We start from the raw sequence: 22,024 nt of genomic DNA on the forward strand, positions 1-22,024 counted from the left end.
TGGCGCCCACCCCGTGGGGTGGGTGAGGCTGGAGTCAATCCCATCCCGGCCCCGAACGGTCGTGCGTTCTGCGTGGTGCCCAGTGCGGGGTGCCTGGTGCGCGGTACGCCGTCCGGCCGAGCGTCATACGTCCCGTGGCGCCCGGCGGAGGCGACCGTCCGGCGCGTCTGCCGTGCGGCGCGTACCCGTCAAGACGGCCGTTGCGCACGGACGCTGACCTGTCGTCGTCGCCCCCGGGCGGGCCCCGGAGCGGTTCTTCCCCGGCGGGCGGCAGCGGCCGCGGAGCCGGAGGAGTACGAGAGGAGCCGGTATCGATGCACGCAGCGCCACTGCGCCCCGGTCACACCAGGGCGTCCTCCGGTCTGGTTCCGCTGGTGCTGCTGTCCCGGCGTGCGGCAGCCGTCGCGGTGCGCCGCCTCGCGGGCGCCCGCACCTGTACCCGTACCGGCATGGCCCGCACCGGGCTGCCGAAGTGACGGCCTCGCGCGGGCGCGACGCCTTGGGCGCCCCGTGGCCCCGGACCGTGAACGGTGCGGCTGACGGCGATGCTCACCGCCGCTCCGCCGGCCGCGCGGGTGCGGCCGCGTCGCCTCGTTCCGGTGTGATCGTGATGTCCCGACCCCGCAAGGAGAGCAGATGGCCCGTACCACTGACCGTGATGCCCGCCCCCCGTCCCGAGCCGGGAGGAGGCCGGCATGCCTGGTTCCGATGAACGGCTTCTCGGCGAGATCGAGGCGCGCCTCCACCGCGAGGATCCCCGGTTCGCGCACGCCCTCGGTGCCGGCCGCCCCTGCCGTCCGCGCGAGTACCGGAAGCCCTGGCCCTGGCTGCTTCTCGTCGCAGCCCTGGCCATGCTGGGTGCGGGCATTGCCCTGGCCCACGGGCTCCTCCTCGCCACCGGGCTGGTCCTCGCCGGTATGGCCGGGGAACTGCTCGACCCCGAGCGGGACGCCCGGAGGCATCCTCCGCGGCCACGACCTCGGCGGTGACCCCGACGATGTCCGGGTGCCGGCGTCCGCGGACGGCGCGAGGACCGTTCGATGACCCTGGCCGAGCTGTACCTGACCCTGCTGATCGGCGGCACGGTGCTGCTGGCCAGCATCGCCGCCGCGCGCACCGCCCACCGCGTCGGCCTGCCCAGTCTGCTGCTGTTCCTCGCGGTGGGCGTCATCGCCGGCGAGGACGGGCTCGGCCTGCAGTTCGACGATGCCCAACTGGCCCAGGCGCTGGGCACCGCGGCCCTGGCGGTCATCCTCGTCGAGGGAGGTCTGACCACGCAGTGGAGCGACGTCAGACGGCTGCTGGCCCCCGCCGGCGTGCTGGCCACCGCGGGCGTGGCCGTGTCCGTCGTGGTGACGGCCGCCGGCGCGCACTGGCTGCTGGGCATGGACTGGCGTCTGGCCGTGCTGCTCGGTGCGATCGTCTCCTCCACGGACGCCGCCGCCGTCTTCGCCGTCCTGCGCGCCCTGCCGCTGCCGAAGAAGGTGACCGGGCTGGTGGAGGCCGAGTCCGGCTTCAACGACGCCCCGACGATCATCCTGGTCCTAATCTTCTCCGCGACCACCACCGAGATGCCCGGCCCCCTCCCCATCCTGGGCGACCTGTTCTACCAACTGGCCGTCGGCGGCACGTTCGGCCTGGTGACCGGCGTACTGGGCGCCGCCGCGCTGCGGCACATCGCGCTGCCCGCCACGGGCCTCTACCCGCTGGCGACCGTCGCGTTCGGCATCATCGCCTTCGCCGCCGCCGGCACGGTGAACGCCAGCGGCATCATCGCGGCCTACCTGTCCGGCCTCGTCCTCGGCAACGCCGATCTGCCCCACCGGGCCGCCACCCGCTCCTTCGCCGAAGGCACCGGCTGGCTGGCCCAGATCGGGCTGTTCGTCATGCTCGGACTGCTCGTCGACCCCAGTGAGCTGGCCTCCGCGATCCTTCCGGCGCTCATCATCGGATCCGTCCTGCTGCTGGCCGCCCGCCCCGTCTCCGTCCTGGTCTGCCTATTGCCGTTCCGCGTCTCCTGGCGCGAACAGGCGTTCATCTCCTGGGCCGGGCTGCGGGGCGCGGTGCCCATCGTGCTCGCCACCTTCCCCATCGTCGCGGGGGTGGCGGGCGCCCGCGACGTGCTCAACATCGTGTTCGTCCTCGTCGTCCTGTTCACGCTCATCCAGGGCCCCGCCCTGCCCGCCATCGCCCGCCGGCTGGGCCTGGCACGCACCGGCGCGCTGCGCGAGATCGAGGTCGAGACCGCCCCGCTCGACGTCCTGGACGCCGATCTGCTGACCGTGACCATCCCGCCGGAATCCCGCCTGCACGGCGTCGCCGTCTTCGAACTGCGGCTGCCGCCGCCGACGGTCGTCACCCTGATCGTCCGCGACGGCACCACCCTCACGCCGGACCGCGACACCGTGCTGCGGGCCGGGGACGAACTCCTGCTCGTCACCACCCCGAAAACCCGGGAGGCAGCGGAACGCCGCCTCCGCGCCATCGGCCGGCGCGGCCGACTCGCCCGCTGGCACGGGGAGTACGGCTCCCCGGAACCGGCGCCGGCGACGCCGGCGGGGGCGGAGTGACGGCGCCGGGCCGCGCCGCTCGCCGCCCCGGTTCGGCGAGCGGCTCAGGGCTGCGCTAGGCGGCGCGCTCGGCGGTGCCGAGGATGTGGGTGGCCGCCGGGGAGGGAACGCGCATCTCGGGGAAGTCGAACGTCTCCAGCGAGGTGACCGTGAACCCGGCGGCGCACGTGCTCGAAGAACCGGAGCTGCCCGCCGGCCCGCAGAACGCGGTGGAGCTCGGCGAGGGCGGCGTGCGGATCGTCCACCGAACACAGCGTGAGGCAGACGACCGCGGCGTCGAACGAGGCGTCGGGCAGCGGCAATCGCTCGGCGATCCCGTCGACGACCTCCACCCGGACCGGCGCCGCGGCGGCGCTCAGCTCGGCCAGGGGGCGCTTGCCGCGCCCAGCGGGCTGTGGAGTCATGGTGGGTCACCGTCCTGTTCGGCAGCGGCGTTCCGAGGCTACGGCACTTCACGGCCGACATCACGGCGTTCGCCGGCCAGGGGACCACCACGCCCTCATTCCTCCGGGATCCGGACGGCCTGACCGGTGACACGGACCCGGGCGTCGTCGTGCGTCACGTCGACGACGAGGTCGCTGGGGCGGCCCATGTCCTGGCCCTGGCGGATGCGGACCCGGGTCGGTTCCCGGACCAGGCCGAGGGACCGCAGATAACCCCCGAAGGCGGCGGCCGCGGCGCCGGTGGCCGGGTCCTCCACGACACCGCCGACGGGGAACGGGTCGCGGGCGTGGAAGTCGAACCGGTCCGCGGCCTCGCGCCACACCAGATGGACCGTGGTCCATCCGCGGTGCCGCATCAACTCGGCCAGCACGTCGAAGTCGTAGTCGAGAGCCGCGAGCCTCTCGCGTGTGCCGGCGGCGAGGACGAGGTGGTCGTTGCCCGCGAAGGCGATGTGGGGCGGCAGAGCCGGGTCCAGGTCGTCCCGGCTCCAGCGCAGGGCCGTCAGCACCGGCTCGACGTCGGCTTCGCCGGCCGGGCGGGAGTGGGCGGGAACACTGAGGAGGGTGGCACGAGGAGGCCCGTCTCCCACGGCCGTCTCCACGCGCACCTCACCCGCGCGGGTGTCGAAGAGGAAGTCACCGGGGCCGCCGCGCTCGGCCATCGCCACGGCCGTCGCGATCGTGGCGTGCCCGCAGAAGGCGACTTCGGCGCGGGGACTGAAGTAGCGCAGCTCATAACGGCGGGCCACGTCGTCCCGCGCGGTGACGAACGCGGTCTCCGAGTAGCCGATGCGGGCGGCGACGGCGAGCATCGCCGTGTCGTCGAGCGCTGTCGCGTCGAGAACGACACCGGCCGGGTTGCCACCCGAGGGGTCGGTGGTGAAGGCGGAGTACCGCAGAACCTCGGCGGTGTCTGCGGAAGATCGAGGCGCGGCGTCTGGCGTGGGTGCGGTCATGGCTCAACGGTCGCACTCGACGCTCCATCGTGGCCAACGATTCTTTCCGCTGGGAACGATCGAAGAATCCGATACCATCCCTCTCGTGGACACCAGACTGCTGCGCACCTTCGTGGCCCTGGCGAAGACCGGCAGCTTCACGGCTGCCGCGTCCGAACTGCACCTTGCCCAGTCCACGGTCACCGTTCAGATCCGCTCACTGGAACGAACCCTCGGCACGCGGCTGTTCGACAGGTTGCCCACGGGCGCACGGCCGACCAGCACGGCGCGACGGCTGCTCATCGAGGCGGAGGCGATGCTCGACGCCGAGGCGCGGCTGCGGGCCGTGGCGGAGGCCGAGAACGGCACGGGCGACGACGGAATGGTCGCGGGTCAGGTCGCCGTCGGCGCGGGAGAGTCGCTGTGCGCGTCGCGCCTGCCCCGGGTTATCGCCTCGCTCCGGCGCACCCATCCCCGCATCGACGTGCATCTGCGTCCCGTCGACAGCGCGGCGGCCGTGGAGGACCTAGGCGCCGGGCGGCTCGACATCGGGCTCCTCCTGGAGCCCGAGGTGAACCTCGCCGACCTGATCGCGCGGCCCATCGCATACGAACCCCTGGTCTACGTGGCCTCTCCCGAGCACCGGCTCGCCGGGCGCACCGTGGGGTGGGAAGCACTGGCCGGGGAGAGCTTCTTCGTGCACGAGGAGGGCTGCTCGTACAGCGACCGGCTCGTGCGCACTCTGCTCGCGCAGTGCGGTTCGCAGCCCGGTTCGCAGCCCCGGCTCACACGGTTCGGCAGCATCGAGGCCACCCGTTCCCTGGTGGCCGCCGGACTCGGTCTCGCGCTACTGCCGCGGGCGACCGTCCGTCAACACCTGCGTGACGGGCTCCTGGCCGTGGTCCACGGACCGGAGACGCAACCGGTGCCGGTACAGCTCACCCGGCACCGCCGGCGCTGGGTCACCCCGGCCGCCCGCGTCGTCGCCGACGAACTGGCACGCCTCCTGCCCGATCCGCAGCCGACGGCACAACCGGCAGAGCGCTGAACGGACGACCGGCGACCGCCCGTCCTCAGACGGACCCCGCTCCCAGCTGGAGCCAGGCGGGCGCGGTCCCCGGTCAACGCCCCGAACTGACCGGCACCCGGGACGCAGCGAGCGTATCCACCGATCCCCTCGCCCGAATGTGAGTTCGCGGTGGTCAGCCCTGCGCGAGGTTCGCCTCACAGTCGGTGCACCGTCGCACGGCCCGTCGCTCCGGGTTGCCCGCGGTGGCGATCGCCGGAGCAGCGCCGCTCAGCCGCTCCCAGAGCCCGGGTGGAGGAGTCGGGATCCACCCCCACCGCGGGGGTCGCACATCGTCCTCGGTCATGTGGTCGCACCAGCCGGGCCTGTGCGCGTACTGGGTTGGGGAGATGAGGATCGTGTCGTCCGGGTGAGAAAGCCACTCCCTCTTGACGAACGTGCCTGCATGACGCGTGGGTGCCGACGCGGACGAGCCCGGCGCACATTCGCATCCGAGCCCGATGACGAATTTGCTGCCGCACTCGTCGCAGCGCTCTTGTTCCACTGTTCTCGCACCACCCTCACGTGGGCCGGGGTCGACCCGGTAGACGATCTTCCCGTCGGACTCGGTGAACCTGTGGCCGGTGCCGGCCGGCTGAACTCACCGGGGCTCCGCCCCGGATGAGGGGATCAGCGCAGTCCGGCGAAGAGATCGTTCTCGGGTATGGCCGCGCCGGTGGCGTCCTGGACGCGTACGAAGGTCTCCATGCCCATCAACTCGCCGAACCTCTCCTTGCCCATCCTGAGGAAGAAGATGTTCTCGCCCTGACTGGCGTGCGCGGCCAGCGCGTCGAACTTCTGGCCGCTGAACGCGGTGGTGTCCACCCACGTGGTGATCTCGTCGTCGGGGAGGCCGATCTCGGCCATCGCGGCGGCCTCGGCAGGATCCGGCTCCGGCATGTCCGGATGCAACTCGCGCATGATCTCGCCGAACCGCTGCATCATCGAGCGGGGCGCCGTCGTCCAGTACACCTTCGGTGTCAGCGCGGTCATCTTCAGCGCCGCCATCGTGATGCGGTTGGCCTGGATGTGGTCGGGGTGGCCGTAGAAGCCGTTCTCGTCGTAGGTGACGACCACATCGGGCCGGTAGTGCCGCATGAGTTCCGCGAGTCGGGCCGCGCCCTCCTCCACGGGGGTCTGCCAGAAGGATCCGGGGGCGTCATTGCTCGGCCAGCCCGTCATCCCGGAGTCGGCATAGTCCAGCATCTCCAGGTCGCTGACCTTCAGGACGTCACAGCTCGCCCTGAGTTCTTGGCGGCGCATCGATGCGACGGCCGCCGGATCGTGCCCGGGATCGCCCGGCTTGACACCCCCCGGTCCGTCACCGCAACCGCCGTCGGTACACGTCACGAGAACCGTGCGGATGCCTTCCGCCGCGTACCGCGCGAGGACCCCTCCGGTTCCGGTGGCCTCGTCGTCGGGGTGGGCGTGCACCGCCATGAGCGTCAGGGGCCGGTCGGTCATCAAGCAGTCCTCCTGCGGAAATGCGTCGTGGTCCGAGTGCGCGGCGGGCGTACCGCGATCCCGGGGCCCGGATCCTGTCGGGGCGGACGACTGTGTGGTCTCCGAGTTCCTCGCCCGTGCGGCACCGGTCCCTCGGTCGATGCAACAGCACCGGCCGGACCCGCTGTTCCCGGCGCGGCTGCACGTCTCAGCGCCAGTCGGATCCGATAACCATCCGGCACCGCTCCAGCGACCGCTCCCGACCCAACCTGCCGGACCCGGTGTACTGGGTCACCCCGCGTCATCTGGTGGGTGACGACGGTGTGCTCGCCGAGCGGATCGACGACACCGTGTCCGACCTCGGCCGGCGCATGTGGCCCGCCCCCGTCTCTCCGCGCCTGCCCGATGCCGGAGAAAAGGTTGATCTCCACCTGCCCCGGTTCCCTCCCCGACCACCCTGTGGGAAGGCCCATCGTCGAGGCGTACGCGGCCCCAGTACCGGCGGTGCGCAGAAGGAGCCGGCAGCGGCCCGGGGGCTCAGGACCGCCGGAGTCCCCGGCGCGCCGCCGTGTCGCCGCCGGGGACGGTCACGGCACACCGGCCCGGCGGGGACGCTCGGCGGTGCCGAGGATGTGGGTGGCCGCCGGGGAGGGAACGCGCATCTCGGGGAAGTCGAACGTCTCCAGCGAGGTGACCGTGAACCCGGCGGCGACAGCGTGAGGCAGACGACCCGGCGTCGAACGAGGCGTCGGGCAGCGGCAATCGCTCGGCGATCCCGTCGACGACCTCCACCCGGACCGGCGCCGCGGCGGCGCTCAGCTCGGCCAGGGGACGGGCCGGCGCTTGCCGCGCCCGGAGTCCGGTTGAAACATGGTCGGTCACCGTCCTGCTCGACAACTTTGCCTGCGCGACGGGCCGCGAGGAGGCGCTGCGAAGCGAAGCCACTTCACCATAGGCCCGACGCGAACGTCACCGCAGCGCCCGTTGAACCGGCTCCTGGAACCCGCAGAGGCGCTCGGCACCCTGATGGAGCGCGGTGTCGCCGTAGCCGGACCGGCTGCCCGGCCCGGCTACGGGCGGGCTGCCGTAGGCACTCTTCATCGCCGGGAGTCACGGCCACCGGCCGAACGGGTACGTGTGGTGGCGCGAGCTTCAGCCCGTGACGGCGACCCCGAACTCCGGCCACCCGTCGGTGGCGAGACCGGCAGTGCCCGCTCCGAAGCTCACCGCACCCGTGGTGGTCAGGCCCGAAGCATGCCCCCTGAGAGACGACACAGCGCCGTCGAAGGTGTTCTCCCCGGAAGCCCCAATGGCGAGGTCGGCCAACATGTCACCGTTGGTATCCGTCAGTGCCACGGCATCCCCGAACAGGTCACCGGCCTCGGCCGCGCCCGGGATGCCGGTGGATCCCTGGTTGTACGCGGATGCCGAGGTGGTGGCCAGACCGTCGGCGGAACCGGGGATGACTGTGACGGAGCCCGTCAACTCCGCGCTACCAATGGACTCCTGTGGAGCGCCCACGGCGAGGTCGGCCCTGCCGTCCCCGTTAATGTCGTTGAGCGCCACGGCGCTTCCGAAGTTGTCGCTTTCCTCTGAGACGCCGGGGATTCCGTCGGTGTTCTGAGTGATGGTCACGGTGGGACGCGAGGTGTCACGGCCGTTCGCCGAACCGTAGGTCAGGGACACGTTGCCTCCCAGGCTCGTGCCCGCCATCGAGGCCCGCTGATCCCACGGGTGGCCGGTCACGATGTCGGCGTACCCGTCTCCGTCCACGTCTCCGACAGCCGCACTCGCGCCATGCGATACGTCACCCGCATACTCCGGCTGGAGTGAGCCGAGCGGCTTCAGATACAAGGACTGCTTGTAGAGGTCCCTGCTGCTGTCGTGACCGCCGATCACGATGTCGTCACTGCCGTCACCATTGACGTCACCCGCCGCCAGTGAGACGACATCGCTCAGGGGAGTCACCTCAAAACCGGTGCGGCCTCCGAGAGCGCTGCCCTTGGTGGCTCCTCCCAGGTAGAAGAAAACGGAGTTGTCCCAGTGCAGCCCGACCGCGAGATCGTGACGGCCATTCCCGTCGAAGTCACCGCTGGTGAGGACGTGACCATAGCCCGTCGGATAGGACAGCGGAGGGATCTTCAGCGCGGTACCGCCGGTCAGCCCCGCGCCGCTGCCCCACAGCACCGTGACTGCTCCGGTGTCCTCACCCGTGTCCAGGCCCGCCGTGGTGTCCTCGCACGGGGCTCCCACAGCGAGGTCTGCGTAACCGTCGTTGTTGAAATCACCCGACGTGGTGGCTTCGCCGAAGCGGTCTCCCTCTTCGAAAGCGCCGGGCACACCGTTGGAGCTCTGAGTGACGATCTGGGTCCTGCCGCTCTTCGGGCCACTGGACGAGCCGTAGGTGATGACCACCGCTCCAGCTTGGTCGTGGCCGCCGACGACCGTGCCGGGGGCGGATACCGCAAGATCGCGATAGCCGTCGCCGTTGAAGTCATCGGCATTGGCGGTGGCCGCCGTGGAAGATCCGGCTGTGACCACCAGCAGGCTGCTGGTCAGTGCGGCGGCCGCAGCTGCGGCCAGGGCGGTGCGGAGGTTCTTGCGCATCAAAACTCTCCTGCAACAGGCGGGACGCCGTGCGGGCAGCCCTCGTCAGTGGGTGGATCTTCCGTGCACGCCCGGAGTTGTGCACGGGCTCACGGCATGATCGGTCCTTACAAGACCAACAACGCGGCACCGTCACAGTCCGCTGCCGTACGCACGGCAAAGGGCCTGGTGCACTTACACACCAGGCCCTTTGACCTCTGTCGGGGTGGCGGGATTTGAACCCACGACCTCTTCGTCCCGAACGAAGCGCGCTGCCAAGCTGCGCTACACCCCGAAGCAACGAGCTCTACTTTAGCGGACCCGGAGCCACAGGAGAAATCCGATATCCCGGTGCCGTCCGGCGGCCGTCCAGGCCAGGCCCCCGGCGGCCCGGTGACTCCGCCCCGGTGGCGCCCGGCGGACCGGAGGCCTGGGACCCGGGCCGGGGGCCTCGCGGACCGCCGGCCCGGCCGGATGTCCGATCAGTCCCGCCGTTCCACCAGCGTCAGCAGCGTCGCCTCCGGGGGGCAGGCGAAGCGGACCGGGGTGTAGCGGTTGGTGCCGCAGCCGGCCGAGACGTGGAGGTACGCGGTGTTGCCCGCCGCCCGGTGGGTGGAGAGGCCCTTGACCCGCTCGGTGTCCAGGTCGCAGTTGGTGACCAGGGCCCCGTAGAAGGGGATGCAGAGCTGCCCGCCGTGCGTGTGGCCGGCCAGGATCAGCGGATAGCCGTCCTCCGTGAAGGCGTCGAGGGTGCGCAGATACGGGGCGTGGACCAGGGCGAGGGAGAAGTCCGCGTCCTGCTCCGGGCCGCCGGCGACCTCCTCGTAGCGATCCCGCTTGATGTGCGGGTCGTCGAGGCCGGTCAGGGCGATCTCGATGCCGTCGAGCTTCAGCCGCCCGCGCGAGTTCGACAGGCCGACCCAGCCGGCCGCGTCGAAGGCGTCCCGCATGCCCTCCCAGGGGTTGCGGCGGACGCCGATCGCCGGGTCGTTCTTGCCGTTCAGCCCGTGCTCTCCGCGGACCTTCTCCAGCAGATAGCGGGCCGGGTTGCGCAGCTGCGGCGCGTAGTAGTCGTTCGAGCCGAAGACATAGGTGCCCGGGAACTCCATCAGCGGGCCGAGGGCGTCCAGCACCTCCGGCACGCCGTCCGGGTCGGAGAGGTTGTCACCGGTGTTGACAACGAAGTCCGGCCGCAGCCCGGCCAGTTCGCGCAGCCAGCGCTGCTTCTTCCGCTGCCCGGCGACCATGTGGATGTCGGAGACCTGCAGGACGCGCAACGGCCGCATCCCGCGCGGCAGGATGGGCACCGTCACCCGCCGCAGCCGGAACGAGCGGACTTCGAAGCCGGCGGCGTAGGCGACTCCCGCCGCGCCGACTGCCGTGATTCCCAGGGGTACTGCGTATCGCGCGCGCATCTCCCCATGGTCGCAGAGCCGGAGCGGTGCGGTGCCACGAGGCGGCCGGTGTGACGGGGCGGCCCCCGCTCCGTGGGCGCGGTGGTCGCGTGTGGCCGGACGGGGGCGGTGAGACGAGGGTGGTGCGGCGGGAGTGACGGGGGTAATGAGCTGGGCGGATCGGCGCCCCTCCTGGCACACTCACGGCATGACCACGCTCAAGAACCGCCTGCAGGAGGACCTCACCGCGGCCATCAGGTCCCGCGACGAGCTGCGCTCCTCCACGCTCCGGCTGACCCTCACCGCGATCACCAAGGAGGAGGTCTCGGGCACTTCCGCCCGCGAGCTCTCCGACGACGAGGTGCAGAAGGTGATCGCCCGCGAGGCGAAGAAGCGCCGCGAGTCCGCGGAGGCCTTCGAGCAGGGCGGTCGTGCCGAGTCGGCGGCCCGGGAGCGGGCCGAGGGCGAGGTCCTGGCCGAGTATCTGCCGCAGCAGCTGTCCGACGAGGAGCTGGCCGGCATCGTCGACGACGCCGTGAAGGAAGCCGTGGCCGCCGGTGCCGAGGGGCCGCGGGCCATGGGCGCCGTGATGAAGATCGTCAACCCGAAGGTCGCGGGCCGGGCCGAGGGCGGCCGGGTGGCGGCCGAGGTCAAGAAGCGGCTCGCCGCCGGCTGAGAGCCCGAGCGGCTGAGAGCAAGCCCCGCTCGCCCCTCCTTGCGGAGGGAAGAGCGGGGCTGCTTGCTGCTTTCGTCCTGGTTCTTCCTCGCGCGGTCGGCGAAGCCGGGCCACACGAGGCAAAGCCGCTCCGCACGAGACTGAGCCGCTCCGTACGACGATCAGCGGCGTCCGCCGGGGCCGTTGCCCGGACCCTGGATGAAGCCCTCCGGGATGGAGAACGTCGGGTTCGGCTCGGTGCCGCCACCGCCGCCGCCGATGAGGCCGCCGTTGCCGCCGCCCGGGAAGCGGTCGCCCGGCTTCCGGTCGTCCTCGTCCTTCTCCTTGTCCTTCTTCGGCGGGTCGGCGATCGGCACCTCGACGAAGCCCGGCGCCTCCTTGCCCGCCAGCGCTCCGGACATCGCGTCCCGCCAGATCGGGCCGGGGACGCTGCCACCGAAGACCTTGTCGTGGGGCCGGCCGCCGATGGTGATGTTGATCATCTTGCGCTGGTGCCGCGGGTCGCCCACCCAGACGGCGCCGGACAGGTTCGGGGTGTAGCCCACGAACCAGGCCGCGTACCGGTTGTCGGTGGTACCGGTCTTGCCCGCGCTGGCCCGTCCGCTGAGACCGGCCTTGGTGCCCGTGCCGTCCTCGACGACGCCCTTCAGCAGGGTGTTGATCGTGTCGGCGGTCCGCTCGCTCATCGCGCGGGTGCACTTGGTCTTGGGGACGTCCAGGGACTTGCCGTTGGCGTCCTTGATCGACTCGATGGCGACCGGCGTGCAGTACGTGCCCCGGCTCGCGAAGGCGGCGTACCCGGCGGCCATGGTCAGCGGGGACATCTCCTGGACGCCCAGGGTGATGGACGGCACCTGCCGGAGCTCGCCACCGCCGGCCGGTTCGATACCCATCTTCTCCGACATCTCGACCACCGGGCAGATGCCGATGTCGCTGATCAGCTGCACATAGTAGGTGTTCACCGACTTCGCGGTGGCCTCCCGCATCCCGTACGGGCCGACCTCGGACTCGTTTTCGTTCGCGACCTTGACCGGCTTCGCCGACGACCACTGGCCCTCGCACTTCGGCACCGGGCTCGGGTAGGTCATCTCGTACGGCGACGGGTACGACCGCGACGGGTTGACGCCCCGCTCCAGCGCGGCCGCCGCGACGATCGGCTTGTACGTCGAGCCGGGCTGGTAGCCCATGCCGTCGCCCATGCTCTTGTTGACCGAGTAGTTGATCGTGGTCTCGTTCTTGGCGAGACCGTACGGCCGGGACTGGCCCATGCCGAGGATCTTGCCGGTGCCCGGCTCGACCAGTGAGACCGCGGTGGCCACCTCGTCGCTCTGGTAGACGTGCTTCTTGACCGACGCCTGCACGGACTTCTGGGCCTGGGGGTCGAGGGTGGTGCGGATCGTCATCCCGCCCTCGTTCCAGCGCTTGTTCCGCTCCTCGCGGGTCTTGCCGAACTCCTCGCTGCCGAGGAAGACCCTGCGGACGTAGTCGCAGAAGAAGCCGGCGCCGTTCACTGCGGTGATGCAGCCGTTCTGCGGCTTGCTGACGTCGAGGCCCAGGTCCTTCTTCTTGGCCTCGGCGGCCTCGTCCTTGCTGACGTGGCCCTGCTCGGCCATCCGGTTGAGGACGAGATTGCGCCGCTTGAGCGCCTGGTCGCCGTTGGCCACCGGGTCCCAGCGGCTGGGCGACTGCACGATGCCGGCCAGCAGCGCGGCCTCCTGCAGCTCCAGGTCCTTGGCGGACTTGCTGAAGTAACGCTTCGCCGCCGCCTCGACACCGTAGGCCTGCTGGCTGAAGTAGGTGATGTTGAGGTAGTTCTCCAGGATCTTCTTCTTGCCGAGCTCTTCCTCGACCTGGATCGCGTACTTCAGTTCCTTGATCTTGCGCCCGAGGGTCTGCTGGGTGGCGGCCGCGAACTTCTCCTCGTCGTTGCCCGCCTCCTCGACGAAGACGTTCTTGACGTACTGCTGCGTCAGCGTCGAGGCGCCCTCGGAGACCTCGCCCGCCTGGGCGTTGTTGTTGAGGGCGCGGAGGATGCCCTTGAGGTCGATCGCGCCGTGCTCGTAGAAACGCTCGTCCTCGATCGCGACGATCGCCTTCCGCATGTACGGCGAGATGTCCTTGAGCGGCACCACCGTGCGGTCGCGCGAGTAGACGGTGGCGATCAGACCGCCCTCGGAGTCGAGGATGCTGGTCTTCTGGCTCAGCGGCGGGCGCTTCAGATTGGCCGGGATCTCGTCGAATCCCTCGACCGAACCCTTGGCCACCAGACCGAGCGCGCCGGCGGCCGGGAGCGCGATGCCGGCCAGCACGGCTCCGGAGAGCACACTGACACCGAGGAACTTGGCGGCCTGTCGCGTGGTCGAGCGGCCACCGCCGGGGCGCTTGTTAGCCATGGAGGCAGCCTACGTTCTCATTCGCCGGACAGGTACGCATCCCTTGGCCTAAGCTCATCACAAGAGTAACCATGCTGTCGTCGCCGCCCTCGCGTACGCTTCTCTGCCCACCTGGGTGCGATATTTGCCGCGAATGCGGACATCTGGCCCGCGCCTCGCGTCAGTGTGAGCCCGAACTGCCCTGATCCGGCCGGGATTTCCGGGATGTCTCCACCTCACTCCGTTGGGTGATCTGCCGCGTACGCATAGTCCGTTCGGGCCATTCAAGATTGGGCCCGCTGGGGGTGTTGCGCTCTGTCCACCTTCCGTAACGTCCTCAACTGGCAACGGTGAATATGCCGCTGCCGCCGTGGGGGAGCCTCGATTCGGGAGAGGACGGCGCCAGCATGGGCTGGGTAACCGACTGGAGTGCGCAGGCAGCCTGCCGCACTACCGATCCGGATGAACTGTTCGTTCAAGGAGCGGCCCAGAACAGGGCCAAGGCCGTCTGCACCGGCTGCCCGGTGCGCACGGAGTGCCTTGCCGACGCTCTGGACAATCGCGTCGAATTCGGCGTCTGGGGGGGAATGACGGAGCGGGAGCGCAGGGCGTTGCTGCGCCGGCGGCCGACGGTCACGTCGTGGCGCCGGCTGCTGGAGACCGCGCGCGCGGAGTACGAGCAGAGCTCGGGCCTGCTGCCCGTGGAGATCGAGGCCGGGGACTACGCCGCCGCCGGCTGACCCGCCAACTGCTCGCCGATCGCCCGCAGCCCCGCCAGGTCGTGCACGTCGCCGGGCAATGCGGCCACCTCCGTCACCGGCACATCCGGGTGGACGGTGGTGAAGCGCTCCCGTGTGCGCTGCTCGCGGGCCAGCGTCCGCATCCGCTCGGCATGCAGCCGCAGCAGCCTCGCGGCGAGCTGCTCCGCCGTGGGGTCCCGCATCGGGTCCGCCGGTGTCGCGTCAACCGGTGTCGTGTGCGCTGCGGCCTGCTGTGCCGTCGTCGAACCGTCGGGGCCGCCGCCCTCGGCGGTGTCCGCGGCGGCGGGGGAGTGCGTGCGCGGGGCATCGCCGGGAACCGTCCCGGTCCCGTCAGTCTGCCCGCTGTCATCCTCGCCGATGCGGCCGTATTCAAGATTTTCCGCTTCGAGTTCCTCCGCGGCGGCCAGGGCCCGCTCGGCGCTGATCCGGTCGGCCCCGCTGCCGTGCACCCGGTTCAGGACCAGCCCGGCCAGCGGCATCTTCTCGGCGGCGAGCCGCTCCACGAAGTACGCGGCCTCCCGCAGCGCGTCCTGCTCCGGCGCCGCCACCACGAGGAACGCCGTACCGGGCGCCTGCAGCAGCCGGTACGTGGCATCGGCCCGGGTGCGGAAGCCGCCGAACATGGTGTCCATCGCGGCGACGAACGTCTGGACGTCCCGCAGCAGTTGGCCGCCCACCAGCTTGCTGAGCGTGCCCGTCATCACCGACATGCCGGCGTTGAGGAACTTCATGCCCGCCCGGCCGCCGACCTTCGCCGGGGCCATCAGCACCCTGATGAACTTGCCGTCCAGGAAGGAGCCGAGCCGCTTGGGCGCGTCCAGGAAGTCCAGCGCGGAGCGGCTCGGCGGGGTGTCCACGATGATCAGGTCCCACTCGTCGCGCGCCCGGAGCTGGCCCAGCTTCTCCATGGCCATGTACTCCTGCGTGCCCGCGAAGCCGGCGGAGAGCGACTGGTAGAAGGGGTTCGCCAGGATCGCCCGCGCGCGCTCGGGGTCGGCGTGCGCCTCGACGATCTCGTCGAACGTGCGCTTCATGTCGAGCATCATGGCGTGGAGCTCCCCGGGAGCTCCGGCTTCTCCGGTCGCCCCGGCTTCTCCGGCCCCTCCGGCGTGCCCGGCGGAGATGCCCTCCACCCGGCGCGGGATGTTGTCGAGCGAGGCGATGCCCATCGACTGGGCCAGCCGCCGGGCCGGATCGATCGTGAGCACCACGACCCTGCGCCCGCGCTCCGCGGCCCGCACGCCCAGGGCGGCCGCCGTCGTCGTCTTGCCCACGCCACCCGAGCCGCAGCACACGATGATGCGCGTCTCCGGGTCGTCCAGGAGGGCGTCCGTGTCCAGCCGGGGCACCGGACCGTCGAGGACCGAGTGCCCGGTGCCGCTTCCCGGCCGCTGCCGCTCGCCGCTCATCCGGCCACCCCCGGCACTCCCTGCTTCCGTATGTCCTTCGCCAGCCGGTAGAGACCGGCGATGTCCGCGCCCTCGTCCAAAAACTCCAGTTCGGGGGAGGGCAGTCCCAGGCCGGCTATCTCCTTGCGCTGCGCCTGCTCCAGCCGGACCCGGGCGACATGCTCCCGGGCCTGCTCCAGCAGCGGGTCGACCAGCCGCTCGGCCAGTCCGCCGCGGCGGGCACCGCCGAGGCCGGCCCGGGACAGCGCCTTGGCGACCGCCTGCCGCTCACCGTCCGCGGCCCGGCGCAGCTCCTCCTCGCCGAGCAGCGGCGGCCTGACCATGTTGACGAAGATCCCGCCCACCGGCAGCGAGACGGCACGCAGCTCCGCCACCCCGTCCACCGTCTCCTGGACGGGCATCTCCTCCAGCAGCGTCACCAGGTGGACGGCCGTCTCCGGGGACTTCAGCACCCGCATCACGGCCTGCGCCTGGTTGTGTATGGGGCCCACCCGGGCCAGCCCGGCGACCTCGTCGTTGACGTTCAGGAAGCGGGTGATGCGGCCGGTCGGCGGGGCGTCCATGACCACGTGGTCGTAGACGGGGCGGCCGTTCTTCCGCTTGCGGCGGACCGCCTCGCACACCTTGCCGGTCAGCAGGACGTCCCGCAGCCCCGGCGCGATGGTCGTGGCGAAGTCGATCGCGCCGAGCTTCTTCAGCGCCCGGCCGGCGCCGCCGAGCTTGTAGAACATCTGCAGATAGTCGAGCAGGGCCCGCTCGGCGTCCAAGGCCAGGGCGAACACCTCGCCGCCGCCCGGGCCGACCGCGATCTTGCGTTCCTCGTAGGGCAGGGCGTCCGTCTCGAAGAGCTGCGCGATGCCCTGCCGGCCCTCCACCTCGACCAGCAGCGTCCGCCGCCCCTCCTCGGCCAGGGCGAGCGCGAGGGCCGCGGCGACCGTGGTCTTCCCGGTACCGCCCTTGCCGCTGACGACGTGGAGCCTGCTCATGCATGGGAGCCTAACCAGTCGGGGCACGGGCTACGCACGAGCCCGGGTGTCGCAGGCATTACAGTCACCACCATGACCAAGTGGGAATACGCGACCGTGCCGCTGCTCGTCCATGCCACCAAGCAGATCCTCGACACCTGGGGCGAGGACGGCTGGGAACTCGTCCAGGTCGTACCGGGCCCCAATACGGAACAGCTCGTGGCCTATCTGAAGCGTGAGAAGAGCGCATGAGCGCTGTCGAGGACAGGCTCGCGGAACTCGGGCTGACGCTGCCCGGCGTGGCCGCGCCGGTCGCCGCGTACATCCCGGCCCTGCGGACCGGGCGCTACGTCCACACCTCCGGGCAGCTGCCGCTCGTCGAGGGCAAGCTGCCGCTGACCGGCAAGGTCGGCGCGGAGGTCACCGCCGAGGAGGCCAAGGAGCTGGCCCGCACCTGCGCGCTGAACGCGCTGGCGGCGGTCAAGTCCGTGATCGGTGACCTCGACCGCGTCGTCCGTGTCGTCAAGGTCACCGGCTTCGTCGCCTCCGCCCCGGACTTCACCGGCCAGCCGGGTGTCATCAACGGCACCAGCGAGCTGCTGGGCGAGGTGCTCGGCGAGAAGGGCGTGCACGCGCGGAGCGCGGTCGGGGTGGCGGTGCTGCCGCTGGACGCGCCCGTCGAGGTCGAGATCCAGGTCGAGGTCGAGGACGGCGCGGACGCCGGGGCCGCGGCGGGCTGACCGCTCGCTCTCGCTGTCCGGCGCGGGCCGCGGGATGCCGGGGCCGGGCCGGCGGGCGCGCGGCGGGCCGTGCCCCGTCCGGCCGCCGCCGGCCCTTCCGCGCCTTCCGTGCCTGGTCAGCCCTCGAACATCAGGGCGGAAACGCATAGCATCCGGCCATGTCCGCAACGAATGGCCAGTGGTACCCGCCCGAGTGGCCCGAACGCATCCGGGCCCTGGCGAGCGGTGAGCTCACCGCCGTGACCCCGCGCCGCGCCGCGACCGTCCTGCTGCTGCGGGACAGCACCGCCGGGCCCGAGGTCCACATGCTCCGCCGGCGTACGTCCATGGCGTTCGCCGGAGGCGTGTACGCCTACCCGGGTGGCGGCGTGGACGTCCGGGACGAGCGCCCCGTCGGCTGGGCCGGCCCCTCCCGCTCGGACTGGGCGCGGTGGCTCGGCACCGACGAGGCCGGGGCCCAGGCCATCGTCTGTGCGGCCGTCCGGGAGACCTTCGAGGAGGCCGGGGTGCTCCTCGCCGGATCGAGCCCCGGCACGGTCGTCGAGGACACCACGGGCGAGGACTGGGAGGTGGACCGGGCCGCGCTCGTCGCCCGCGATCTCTCCTTCGCCGACTTCCTCTCCCGGCGCGGGCTGCTGCTCCGCAGCGACCTGCTGGCGCCCTGGGACCGCTGGATCACCCCGGAGTTCGAACCCCGGCGCTACGACACCTGGTTCTTCGCCGCGGCCATGCCGCGCGGCCAGCGCACCCGCGACGTCTCCACCGAGGCGGACCGCACGCTCTGGATCCGTCCCGCCGAGGCCGCCGCCGGACACGACCGGGGCGAGCTGACGATGATGCCGCCGACCATCGCCACGCTGCGCCGCCTCCAGCCGTACGGCTCGGCCGCCGAGGTGCTCGCCGCGGCCGCGGACCGCGAGCTGACGCCCGTCCTGGCCGTGGCGGAGGTACGGGACGACGGCATCGTGCTGAGCTGGCCGGGGAACGACGAGTTCACCACCCGCATCCCGGGCGGACCCGGAGCGCCGTCGCCCGCCCCGGCCGCTTCCCCCCGGCCGGCCCCGGCTTCGTCTCCCGCTCCGTCCCCGGCCCCGTCCGCCCCGGCCGAGGGAGCGGGCGCATGACGGACGCGGCCGCACTGCCCGGACAGCCCCGCGGGCAGGTCGTCTCCGGGCCCGCCACGGAGCGGACCCACTGCGTCCTGGCCCCCAACCCCTCACCGATGACGCTGGACGGCACCAACACCTGGATCGTCTCCGAACCGGACTCGGACCTCGCCGTCGTCATCGACCCGGGACCGTTGCACGACTCCCACCTCGCCGAGGTCGCGGCGACGGCCGAGCGCGCCGGCAAGCGGATCGCGCTGACCCTCCTCACCCACGGGCACGCCGACCACGCGGAGGGGGCGGCGCGCTTCGCCGCGCTGACCGGATCGAAGGTGCGGGCCCTGGACCCCGCCCTGCGCCTCGGGGACGAAGGGCTGGGCGCCGGGGACGTCGTCACCACCGGAGGTCTGGAACTGCGGGTCGTCCCCACCCCCGGGCACACCTCCGACTCCCTCTCCTTCCACCTGCCGGCCGACGCGGCCGTCCTCACCGGCGACACGGTGCTCGGCCGGGGCACGACGATGGTCGCGCACCCGGACGGGCGGCTGGGGGAGTACCTGGACTCGCTGCGGCGGCTGCGGTCGCTGACCGTCGACGACGGGGTGGACACCGTGCTGCCCGGCCACGGGCCGGTGCTCGACGACGCCCGGGGCGCCCTGGAGTTCTATCTCGCCCACCGGGCCAGTCGGCTGGCGCAGGTCGAGACCGCGGTCGAGGCCGGCCACCGGTCGGCCCCGGACGTCGTGGCCCATGTGTACGCCGACGTCGACCGCACGCTGTGGCCGGCCGCCGAGCTGTCGGTGCGGGCGCAGCTGGACTATCTGCGGGAGCACGGACTGGTCTGAGGAAGCGCACGGGCCCCCGGCGGGGACATCCGGACCTGTCCGGAGTCCCGCGGCGGGGGCCCGTGGGTGAGCGGGGGGGGCGCGGTGCGCAAGAGGCGCGCGAGCGCCGGGTGTCAGCGGGAGCGCTTCGCGAGCCGCTCGACGTCCAGCAGGATCACCGCGCGCGCCTCCAGCCGCAGCCAGCCGCGGCCGGCGAAGTCGGCGAGCGCCTTGTTGACCGTCTCGCGGGAGGCGCCGACCAGCTGGGCCAGCTCCTCCTGCGTCAGGTCGTGCACCACGTGGATGCCCTCCTCGGACTGCACGCCGAAGCGGCGGGAGAGGTCCAGCAGTGCCTTGGCCACGCGGCCCGGGACATCGGAGAAGACCAGGTCGGACATGGTGTCGTTGGTCCGGCGCAGCCGCCGCGCGATGGCGCGGAGCAGCGCGGTCGACACCTCGGGCCGGGCGTTGAGCCAGGGCTGCAGGTCGCCGTGGCCGAGGCCGAGCAGCTTGACCTCGGTGAGGGCGGTGGCCGTGGCCGTCCGCGGGCCCGGGTCGAAGAGCGACAGCTCACCGATGAGTTCACCGGGGCCGAGCACGGCGAGCATGTTCTCGCGGCCGTCGGGAGAGGTGCGGTGCAGCTTCACCTTGCCCTCGGTCACCACATACAGGCGGTCTCCCGGGTCGCCCTCGTGGAACAGGGCCTCGCCTCGCGCAAGGGTGGCCTCGGCCATCGAGGCGCGCAGCTCAGCGGCCTGCTCGTCATCGAGCGCCGCGAAAAGCGGGGCGCGCCGCAGAACGTCGTCCACGAGATCTCTCCTTGTCGACATGCCCAGAGGACCTTGATCCCCATGATGCCGGACGGCATAACTGTGTGATCAAACACAAGTGTGGCGCATCGCCGCCGCGAGCCATACGGCAGGGGGCCGATTGGGGGGTGATTCTTTGCGGCCGGGGCGGATGACGGTGCCTGGCCTTAGGCTGGCCGGGTATCCAATACGCCTTTGAGAGCACAGGATAAGGGGGCCGGACGGGTGACTGAGGCGCCTGATTCCGCTGTGGGCGAACGCGAGCCCGGGAGAGCACGGAAAGCCGCGCAGGCGAAGGGCGCCAAGGCGGGCGGGGCGGCGCGGGCGGGCACGTCCGCCGAGCCGGCCAAGACCGCCAAGCCCACCAAGGCCGCCAAGCCCGAGTCGCGGCTGGCGCTGGTCCGCAGGGCGCGGCGGATCAACCGCGAACTCGCGGAGGTCTACCCGTACGCCCACCCCGAGCTGGACTTCCGCAATCCCTTCGAACTGCTGGTGGCCACGGTCCTCTCCGCCCAAACCACCGACCTCCGGGTGAACCAGACCACGCCCGGCCTCTTCGCCGCCTACCCCACCCCGGAGGAGATGGCGGCCGCCCACCCCGAGGAGCTGGAGCAGATCATCCGGCCCACCGGCTTCTTCCGGTCCAAGGCCAAGTCGCTGCTGGGCCTCTCCGCCGCGCTGCGGGACCGCTTCGGCGGCGAGGTGCCGGGCCGGTTGGAGGATCTGGTCACCCTCCCCGGCGTCGGCCGCAAGACGGCCAATGTGGTGCTGGGCAACGCCTTCGGTGTGCCGGGGATCACGGTCGACACCCACTTCGGGCGGCTGGTGCGCCGCTGGAAATGGACGGAGCAGGAGGACCCGGAGAAGGTCGAGGCCGAGATCGCCGCCCTCTTCCCGAAGAGCGAGTGGACGATGCTCTCGCACCGGATCGTCTTCCACGGCCGCCGCATCTGCCACGCCCGCAAGCCCGCCTGCGGAGCCTGCCCCATCGCCCCGCTCTGCCCGGCGTACGGCGAGGGCGAGACGGACCCGGAGAAGGCGAAGAAGCTGCTCAAGTACGAGATGGGCGGGCAGCCGGGCCAGCGGCTCAGCCCGCCCGCCGACTACCCCGGCAAGCCCGCGCCGCCGCTGGGGGCGGAGTGACGAGCTCCGCGAACCCCCGCCAGGCCCGCCGGGACGACATCACCGTCACCGCCGAAGGGCTGCCCCGCTGGCTGGATCCGGTGGCGCACGCGGCCCGCACCGTCCAGCCGCGCCAGCTCAGCCGGTTCCTGCCGCCGGAGTCCGGCGCCGGCCGGCAGTCCGCCGTGCTGATCCTGTTCGGCGACGGCGACGGCGACGGCGACGGCGACGGCGGTGGCAGTGGCGGTGGCGGTGGAGCCGGTGACGGCCGCGGCGGCGAGGGCGGCCGGAAGGAGCCGGAGCTGCTGCTCATCGAGCGCGCCAGCACCCTCCGCGCCCACGCCGGGCAGCCGTCGTTCCCCGGCGGGGCACTCGACCCGGAGGACGGCGATCCGCAGACCGACGGTCCGCTGCGCGCCGCACTGCGGGAGGCCGAGGAGGAGACCGGCCTCGACCCGGCCGGTGTGCAGCTCTTCGGCGTCCTGCCCCGGCTCTACATCCCCGTGAGCGGCTTCGTGGTGACTCCCGTGCTCGGCTGGTGGCGCGAGCCGACGCCCGTCGCGCCCGTCGACCCGGCGGAGACGGCACGGGTCTTCACCGTCCCCGTGGCGCATCTCACGGACCCCGGCAACCGGGCCACCACCGTCCACCCCAGCGGCTACCGCGGCCCCGCGTTCCTGGTCGGAGACGCGCTGGTGTGGGGATTCACGGCCGGCGTGATCGACCGGCTCCTGCACCACGCGGGCTGGGAGCGGCCCTGGGACCGCGGCAGGCACGTGCCGCTCGACTGGAGCGCGTGAGAC

21 protein-coding genes and 1 tRNA gene are annotated in these 22,024 nt (G+C 71.8%); 12 read left to right on the forward strand and 10 right to left on the reverse strand.

Annotated elements, in window-relative coordinates:
• Positions 1 to 314: 314 nt before the first annotated feature.
• The 3 genes from IF83_RS33680 (at position 315) to IF83_RS0110530 (ending at position 2,570) form a co-directional block, all read left to right on the forward strand.
• Positions 315 to 476 (forward strand): hypothetical protein, encoded by a 162-nt coding sequence (locus IF83_RS33680; protein WP_158711027.1) that lies wholly within the window; start codon positions 315 to 317, stop codon positions 474 to 476.
• A 219-nt stretch (positions 477 to 695) separates the two neighbouring features.
• A complete protein-coding gene (locus IF83_RS0110525; RefSeq protein WP_030543828.1) occupies positions 696 to 989 on the forward strand; it encodes a DUF3040 domain-containing protein in 294 nt (97 codons plus the stop codon).
• A gap of 51 nt (positions 990 to 1,040) precedes the next feature.
• Complete coding sequence (locus IF83_RS0110530; RefSeq protein ID WP_030543829.1) at positions 1,041 to 2,570, forward strand: potassium/proton antiporter; 1,530 nt, start codon at positions 1,041 to 1,043, stop codon at positions 2,568 to 2,570.
• 44 nt (positions 2,571 to 2,614) lie between these two features.
• Here IF83_RS0110530 and IF83_RS30095 read toward each other — a convergent pair whose 3' ends face one another.
• Positions 2,615 to 2,974, reverse strand: a complete 360-nt coding sequence (locus IF83_RS30095) for a methyltransferase domain-containing protein (RefSeq protein WP_051722634.1) — start codon at positions 2,972 to 2,974, stop codon at positions 2,615 to 2,617.
• 95 nt (positions 2,975 to 3,069) lie between these two features.
• Positions 3,070 to 3,969 carry a PhzF family phenazine biosynthesis protein gene (locus IF83_RS0110540; protein ID WP_030543830.1) on the reverse strand — a complete coding sequence of 300 codons (900 nt, stop codon included), beginning with the start codon at positions 3,967 to 3,969 and terminating at the stop codon, positions 3,070 to 3,072.
• 85 nt (positions 3,970 to 4,054) lie between these two features.
• On the opposite strand from IF83_RS0110540, the gene IF83_RS0110545 reads away from it, so the two are divergent.
• Positions 4,055 to 4,996: a LysR family transcriptional regulator gene (locus IF83_RS0110545; protein WP_030543831.1), complete on the forward strand. Its 942-nt coding sequence runs from the start codon at positions 4,055 to 4,057 to the stop codon at positions 4,994 to 4,996.
• A 648-nt stretch (positions 4,997 to 5,644) separates the two neighbouring features.
• Here IF83_RS0110545 and IF83_RS0110550 read toward each other — a convergent pair.
• From IF83_RS0110550 to IF83_RS0110565, 4 genes are all read right to left on the reverse strand, one after another.
• The gene (locus tag IF83_RS0110550; protein WP_030543832.1) at positions 5,645 to 6,478 is read right to left on the reverse strand and encodes a PIG-L family deacetylase; all 834 of its coding nucleotides are present in this window, start codon (positions 6,476 to 6,478) and stop codon (positions 5,645 to 5,647) included.
• Between the two features lie 1,131 nt (positions 6,479 to 7,609).
• On the reverse strand, positions 7,610 to 9,064 hold the full coding sequence (locus IF83_RS0110555) for an FG-GAP-like repeat-containing protein (RefSeq protein WP_030543833.1): 1,455 nt from the start codon (positions 9,062 to 9,064) through the stop codon (positions 7,610 to 7,612).
• A gap of 200 nt (positions 9,065 to 9,264) precedes the next feature.
• Positions 9,265 to 9,338, reverse strand: a tRNA-Pro gene (locus IF83_RS0110560).
• A 187-nt stretch (positions 9,339 to 9,525) separates the two neighbouring features.
• The gene (locus tag IF83_RS0110565; protein WP_030543834.1) at positions 9,526 to 10,458 is read right to left on the reverse strand and encodes a metallophosphoesterase; all 933 of its coding nucleotides are present in this window, start codon (positions 10,456 to 10,458) and stop codon (positions 9,526 to 9,528) included.
• 187 nt (positions 10,459 to 10,645) lie between these two features.
• On the opposite strand from IF83_RS0110565, the gene IF83_RS0110570 reads away from it, so the two are divergent.
• Positions 10,646 to 11,113: a GatB/YqeY domain-containing protein gene (locus tag IF83_RS0110570; RefSeq protein WP_030543835.1), complete on the forward strand. Its 468-nt coding sequence runs from the start codon at positions 10,646 to 10,648 to the stop codon at positions 11,111 to 11,113.
• A gap of 161 nt (positions 11,114 to 11,274) precedes the next feature.
• On the opposite strand, the gene IF83_RS0110575 is transcribed toward IF83_RS0110570, so the two are convergent.
• Positions 11,275 to 13,506 carry a transglycosylase domain-containing protein gene (locus tag IF83_RS0110575; protein ID WP_030543836.1) on the reverse strand — a complete coding sequence of 744 codons (2,232 nt, stop codon included), beginning with the start codon at positions 13,504 to 13,506 and terminating at the stop codon, positions 11,275 to 11,277.
• A 386-nt stretch (positions 13,507 to 13,892) separates the two neighbouring features.
• Between IF83_RS0110575 and IF83_RS0110580 the strand changes: the two genes are divergently transcribed.
• On the forward strand, positions 13,893 to 14,225 hold the full coding sequence (locus IF83_RS0110580; protein WP_208605866.1) for a WhiB family transcriptional regulator: 333 nt from the start codon (positions 13,893 to 13,895) through the stop codon (positions 14,223 to 14,225).
• Here IF83_RS0110580 and IF83_RS0110585 read toward each other — a convergent pair.
• Together IF83_RS0110585 and IF83_RS0110590 are read right to left on the reverse strand one after the other, a co-directional pair.
• On the reverse strand, positions 14,207 to 15,655 hold the full coding sequence (locus IF83_RS0110585; protein ID WP_078843342.1) for an ArsA family ATPase: 1,449 nt from the start codon (positions 15,653 to 15,655) through the stop codon (positions 14,207 to 14,209). The two genes, IF83_RS0110580 and IF83_RS0110585, sit on opposite strands and share 19 nt — an antisense overlap.
• Positions 15,652 to 16,641 carry an ArsA family ATPase gene (locus tag IF83_RS0110590; RefSeq protein WP_030543839.1) on the reverse strand — a complete coding sequence of 330 codons (990 nt, stop codon included), beginning with the start codon at positions 16,639 to 16,641 and terminating at the stop codon, positions 15,652 to 15,654. The genes IF83_RS0110585 and IF83_RS0110590 overlap by 4 nt, the downstream gene beginning before the upstream one ends.
• 72 nt (positions 16,642 to 16,713) lie before the next feature.
• Here IF83_RS0110590 and IF83_RS33685 point away from each other — a divergent pair, with 72 nt between their 5' ends.
• The 4 genes from IF83_RS33685 to IF83_RS0110610 all read left to right on the forward strand — a co-directional run bounded on the left by IF83_RS33685 (position 16,714) and on the right by IF83_RS0110610 (position 19,311).
• Positions 16,714 to 16,872 carry a DUF4177 domain-containing protein gene (locus IF83_RS33685; RefSeq protein WP_158711028.1) on the forward strand — a complete coding sequence of 53 codons (159 nt, stop codon included), beginning with the start codon at positions 16,714 to 16,716 and terminating at the stop codon, positions 16,870 to 16,872.
• Positions 16,869 to 17,360, forward strand: coding sequence for a RidA family protein (locus tag IF83_RS0110600; RefSeq protein WP_030543840.1), 492 nt, complete (start codon positions 16,869 to 16,871; stop codon positions 17,358 to 17,360). Before IF83_RS33685 ends, IF83_RS0110600 begins: the two co-directional genes overlap by 4 nt.
• A 158-nt stretch (positions 17,361 to 17,518) precedes the next feature.
• Positions 17,519 to 18,484, forward strand: coding sequence for an NUDIX hydrolase (locus IF83_RS0110605; RefSeq protein WP_030543841.1), 966 nt, complete (start codon positions 17,519 to 17,521; stop codon positions 18,482 to 18,484).
• Positions 18,481 to 19,311: an MBL fold metallo-hydrolase gene (locus IF83_RS0110610; RefSeq protein ID WP_030543842.1), complete on the forward strand. Its 831-nt coding sequence runs from the start codon at positions 18,481 to 18,483 to the stop codon at positions 19,309 to 19,311. Before IF83_RS0110605 ends, IF83_RS0110610 begins: the two co-directional genes overlap by 4 nt.
• Positions 19,312 to 19,424: 113 nt before the next feature.
• Here IF83_RS0110610 and IF83_RS0110615 read toward each other — a convergent pair whose 3' ends face one another.
• On the reverse strand, positions 19,425 to 20,099 hold the full coding sequence (locus tag IF83_RS0110615) for a Crp/Fnr family transcriptional regulator (RefSeq protein ID WP_019707551.1): 675 nt from the start codon (positions 20,097 to 20,099) through the stop codon (positions 19,425 to 19,427).
• Positions 20,100 to 20,348: 249 nt separating this feature from the next.
• Here IF83_RS0110615 and nth point away from each other — a divergent pair, with 249 nt between their 5' ends.
• Both nth and IF83_RS0110625 read left to right on the forward strand, forming a co-directional pair.
• Positions 20,349 to 21,242 (forward strand): endonuclease III, encoded by an 894-nt coding sequence (gene nth / locus IF83_RS0110620; RefSeq protein WP_030543843.1) that lies wholly within the window; start codon positions 20,349 to 20,351, stop codon positions 21,240 to 21,242.
• Positions 21,239 to 22,021: an NUDIX hydrolase gene (locus tag IF83_RS0110625; RefSeq protein ID WP_030543844.1), complete on the forward strand. Its 783-nt coding sequence runs from the start codon at positions 21,239 to 21,241 to the stop codon at positions 22,019 to 22,021. The genes nth and IF83_RS0110625 overlap by 4 nt, the downstream gene beginning before the upstream one ends.
• Positions 22,022 to 22,024: the final 3 nt, after the last annotated feature.

The sequence above is a fragment of the Streptomyces albus subsp. albus genome, assembly GCF_000719865.1.
In the GTDB taxonomy this organism is placed as follows: domain Bacteria; phylum Actinomycetota; class Actinomycetes; order Streptomycetales; family Streptomycetaceae; genus Streptomyces; species Streptomyces albus_E.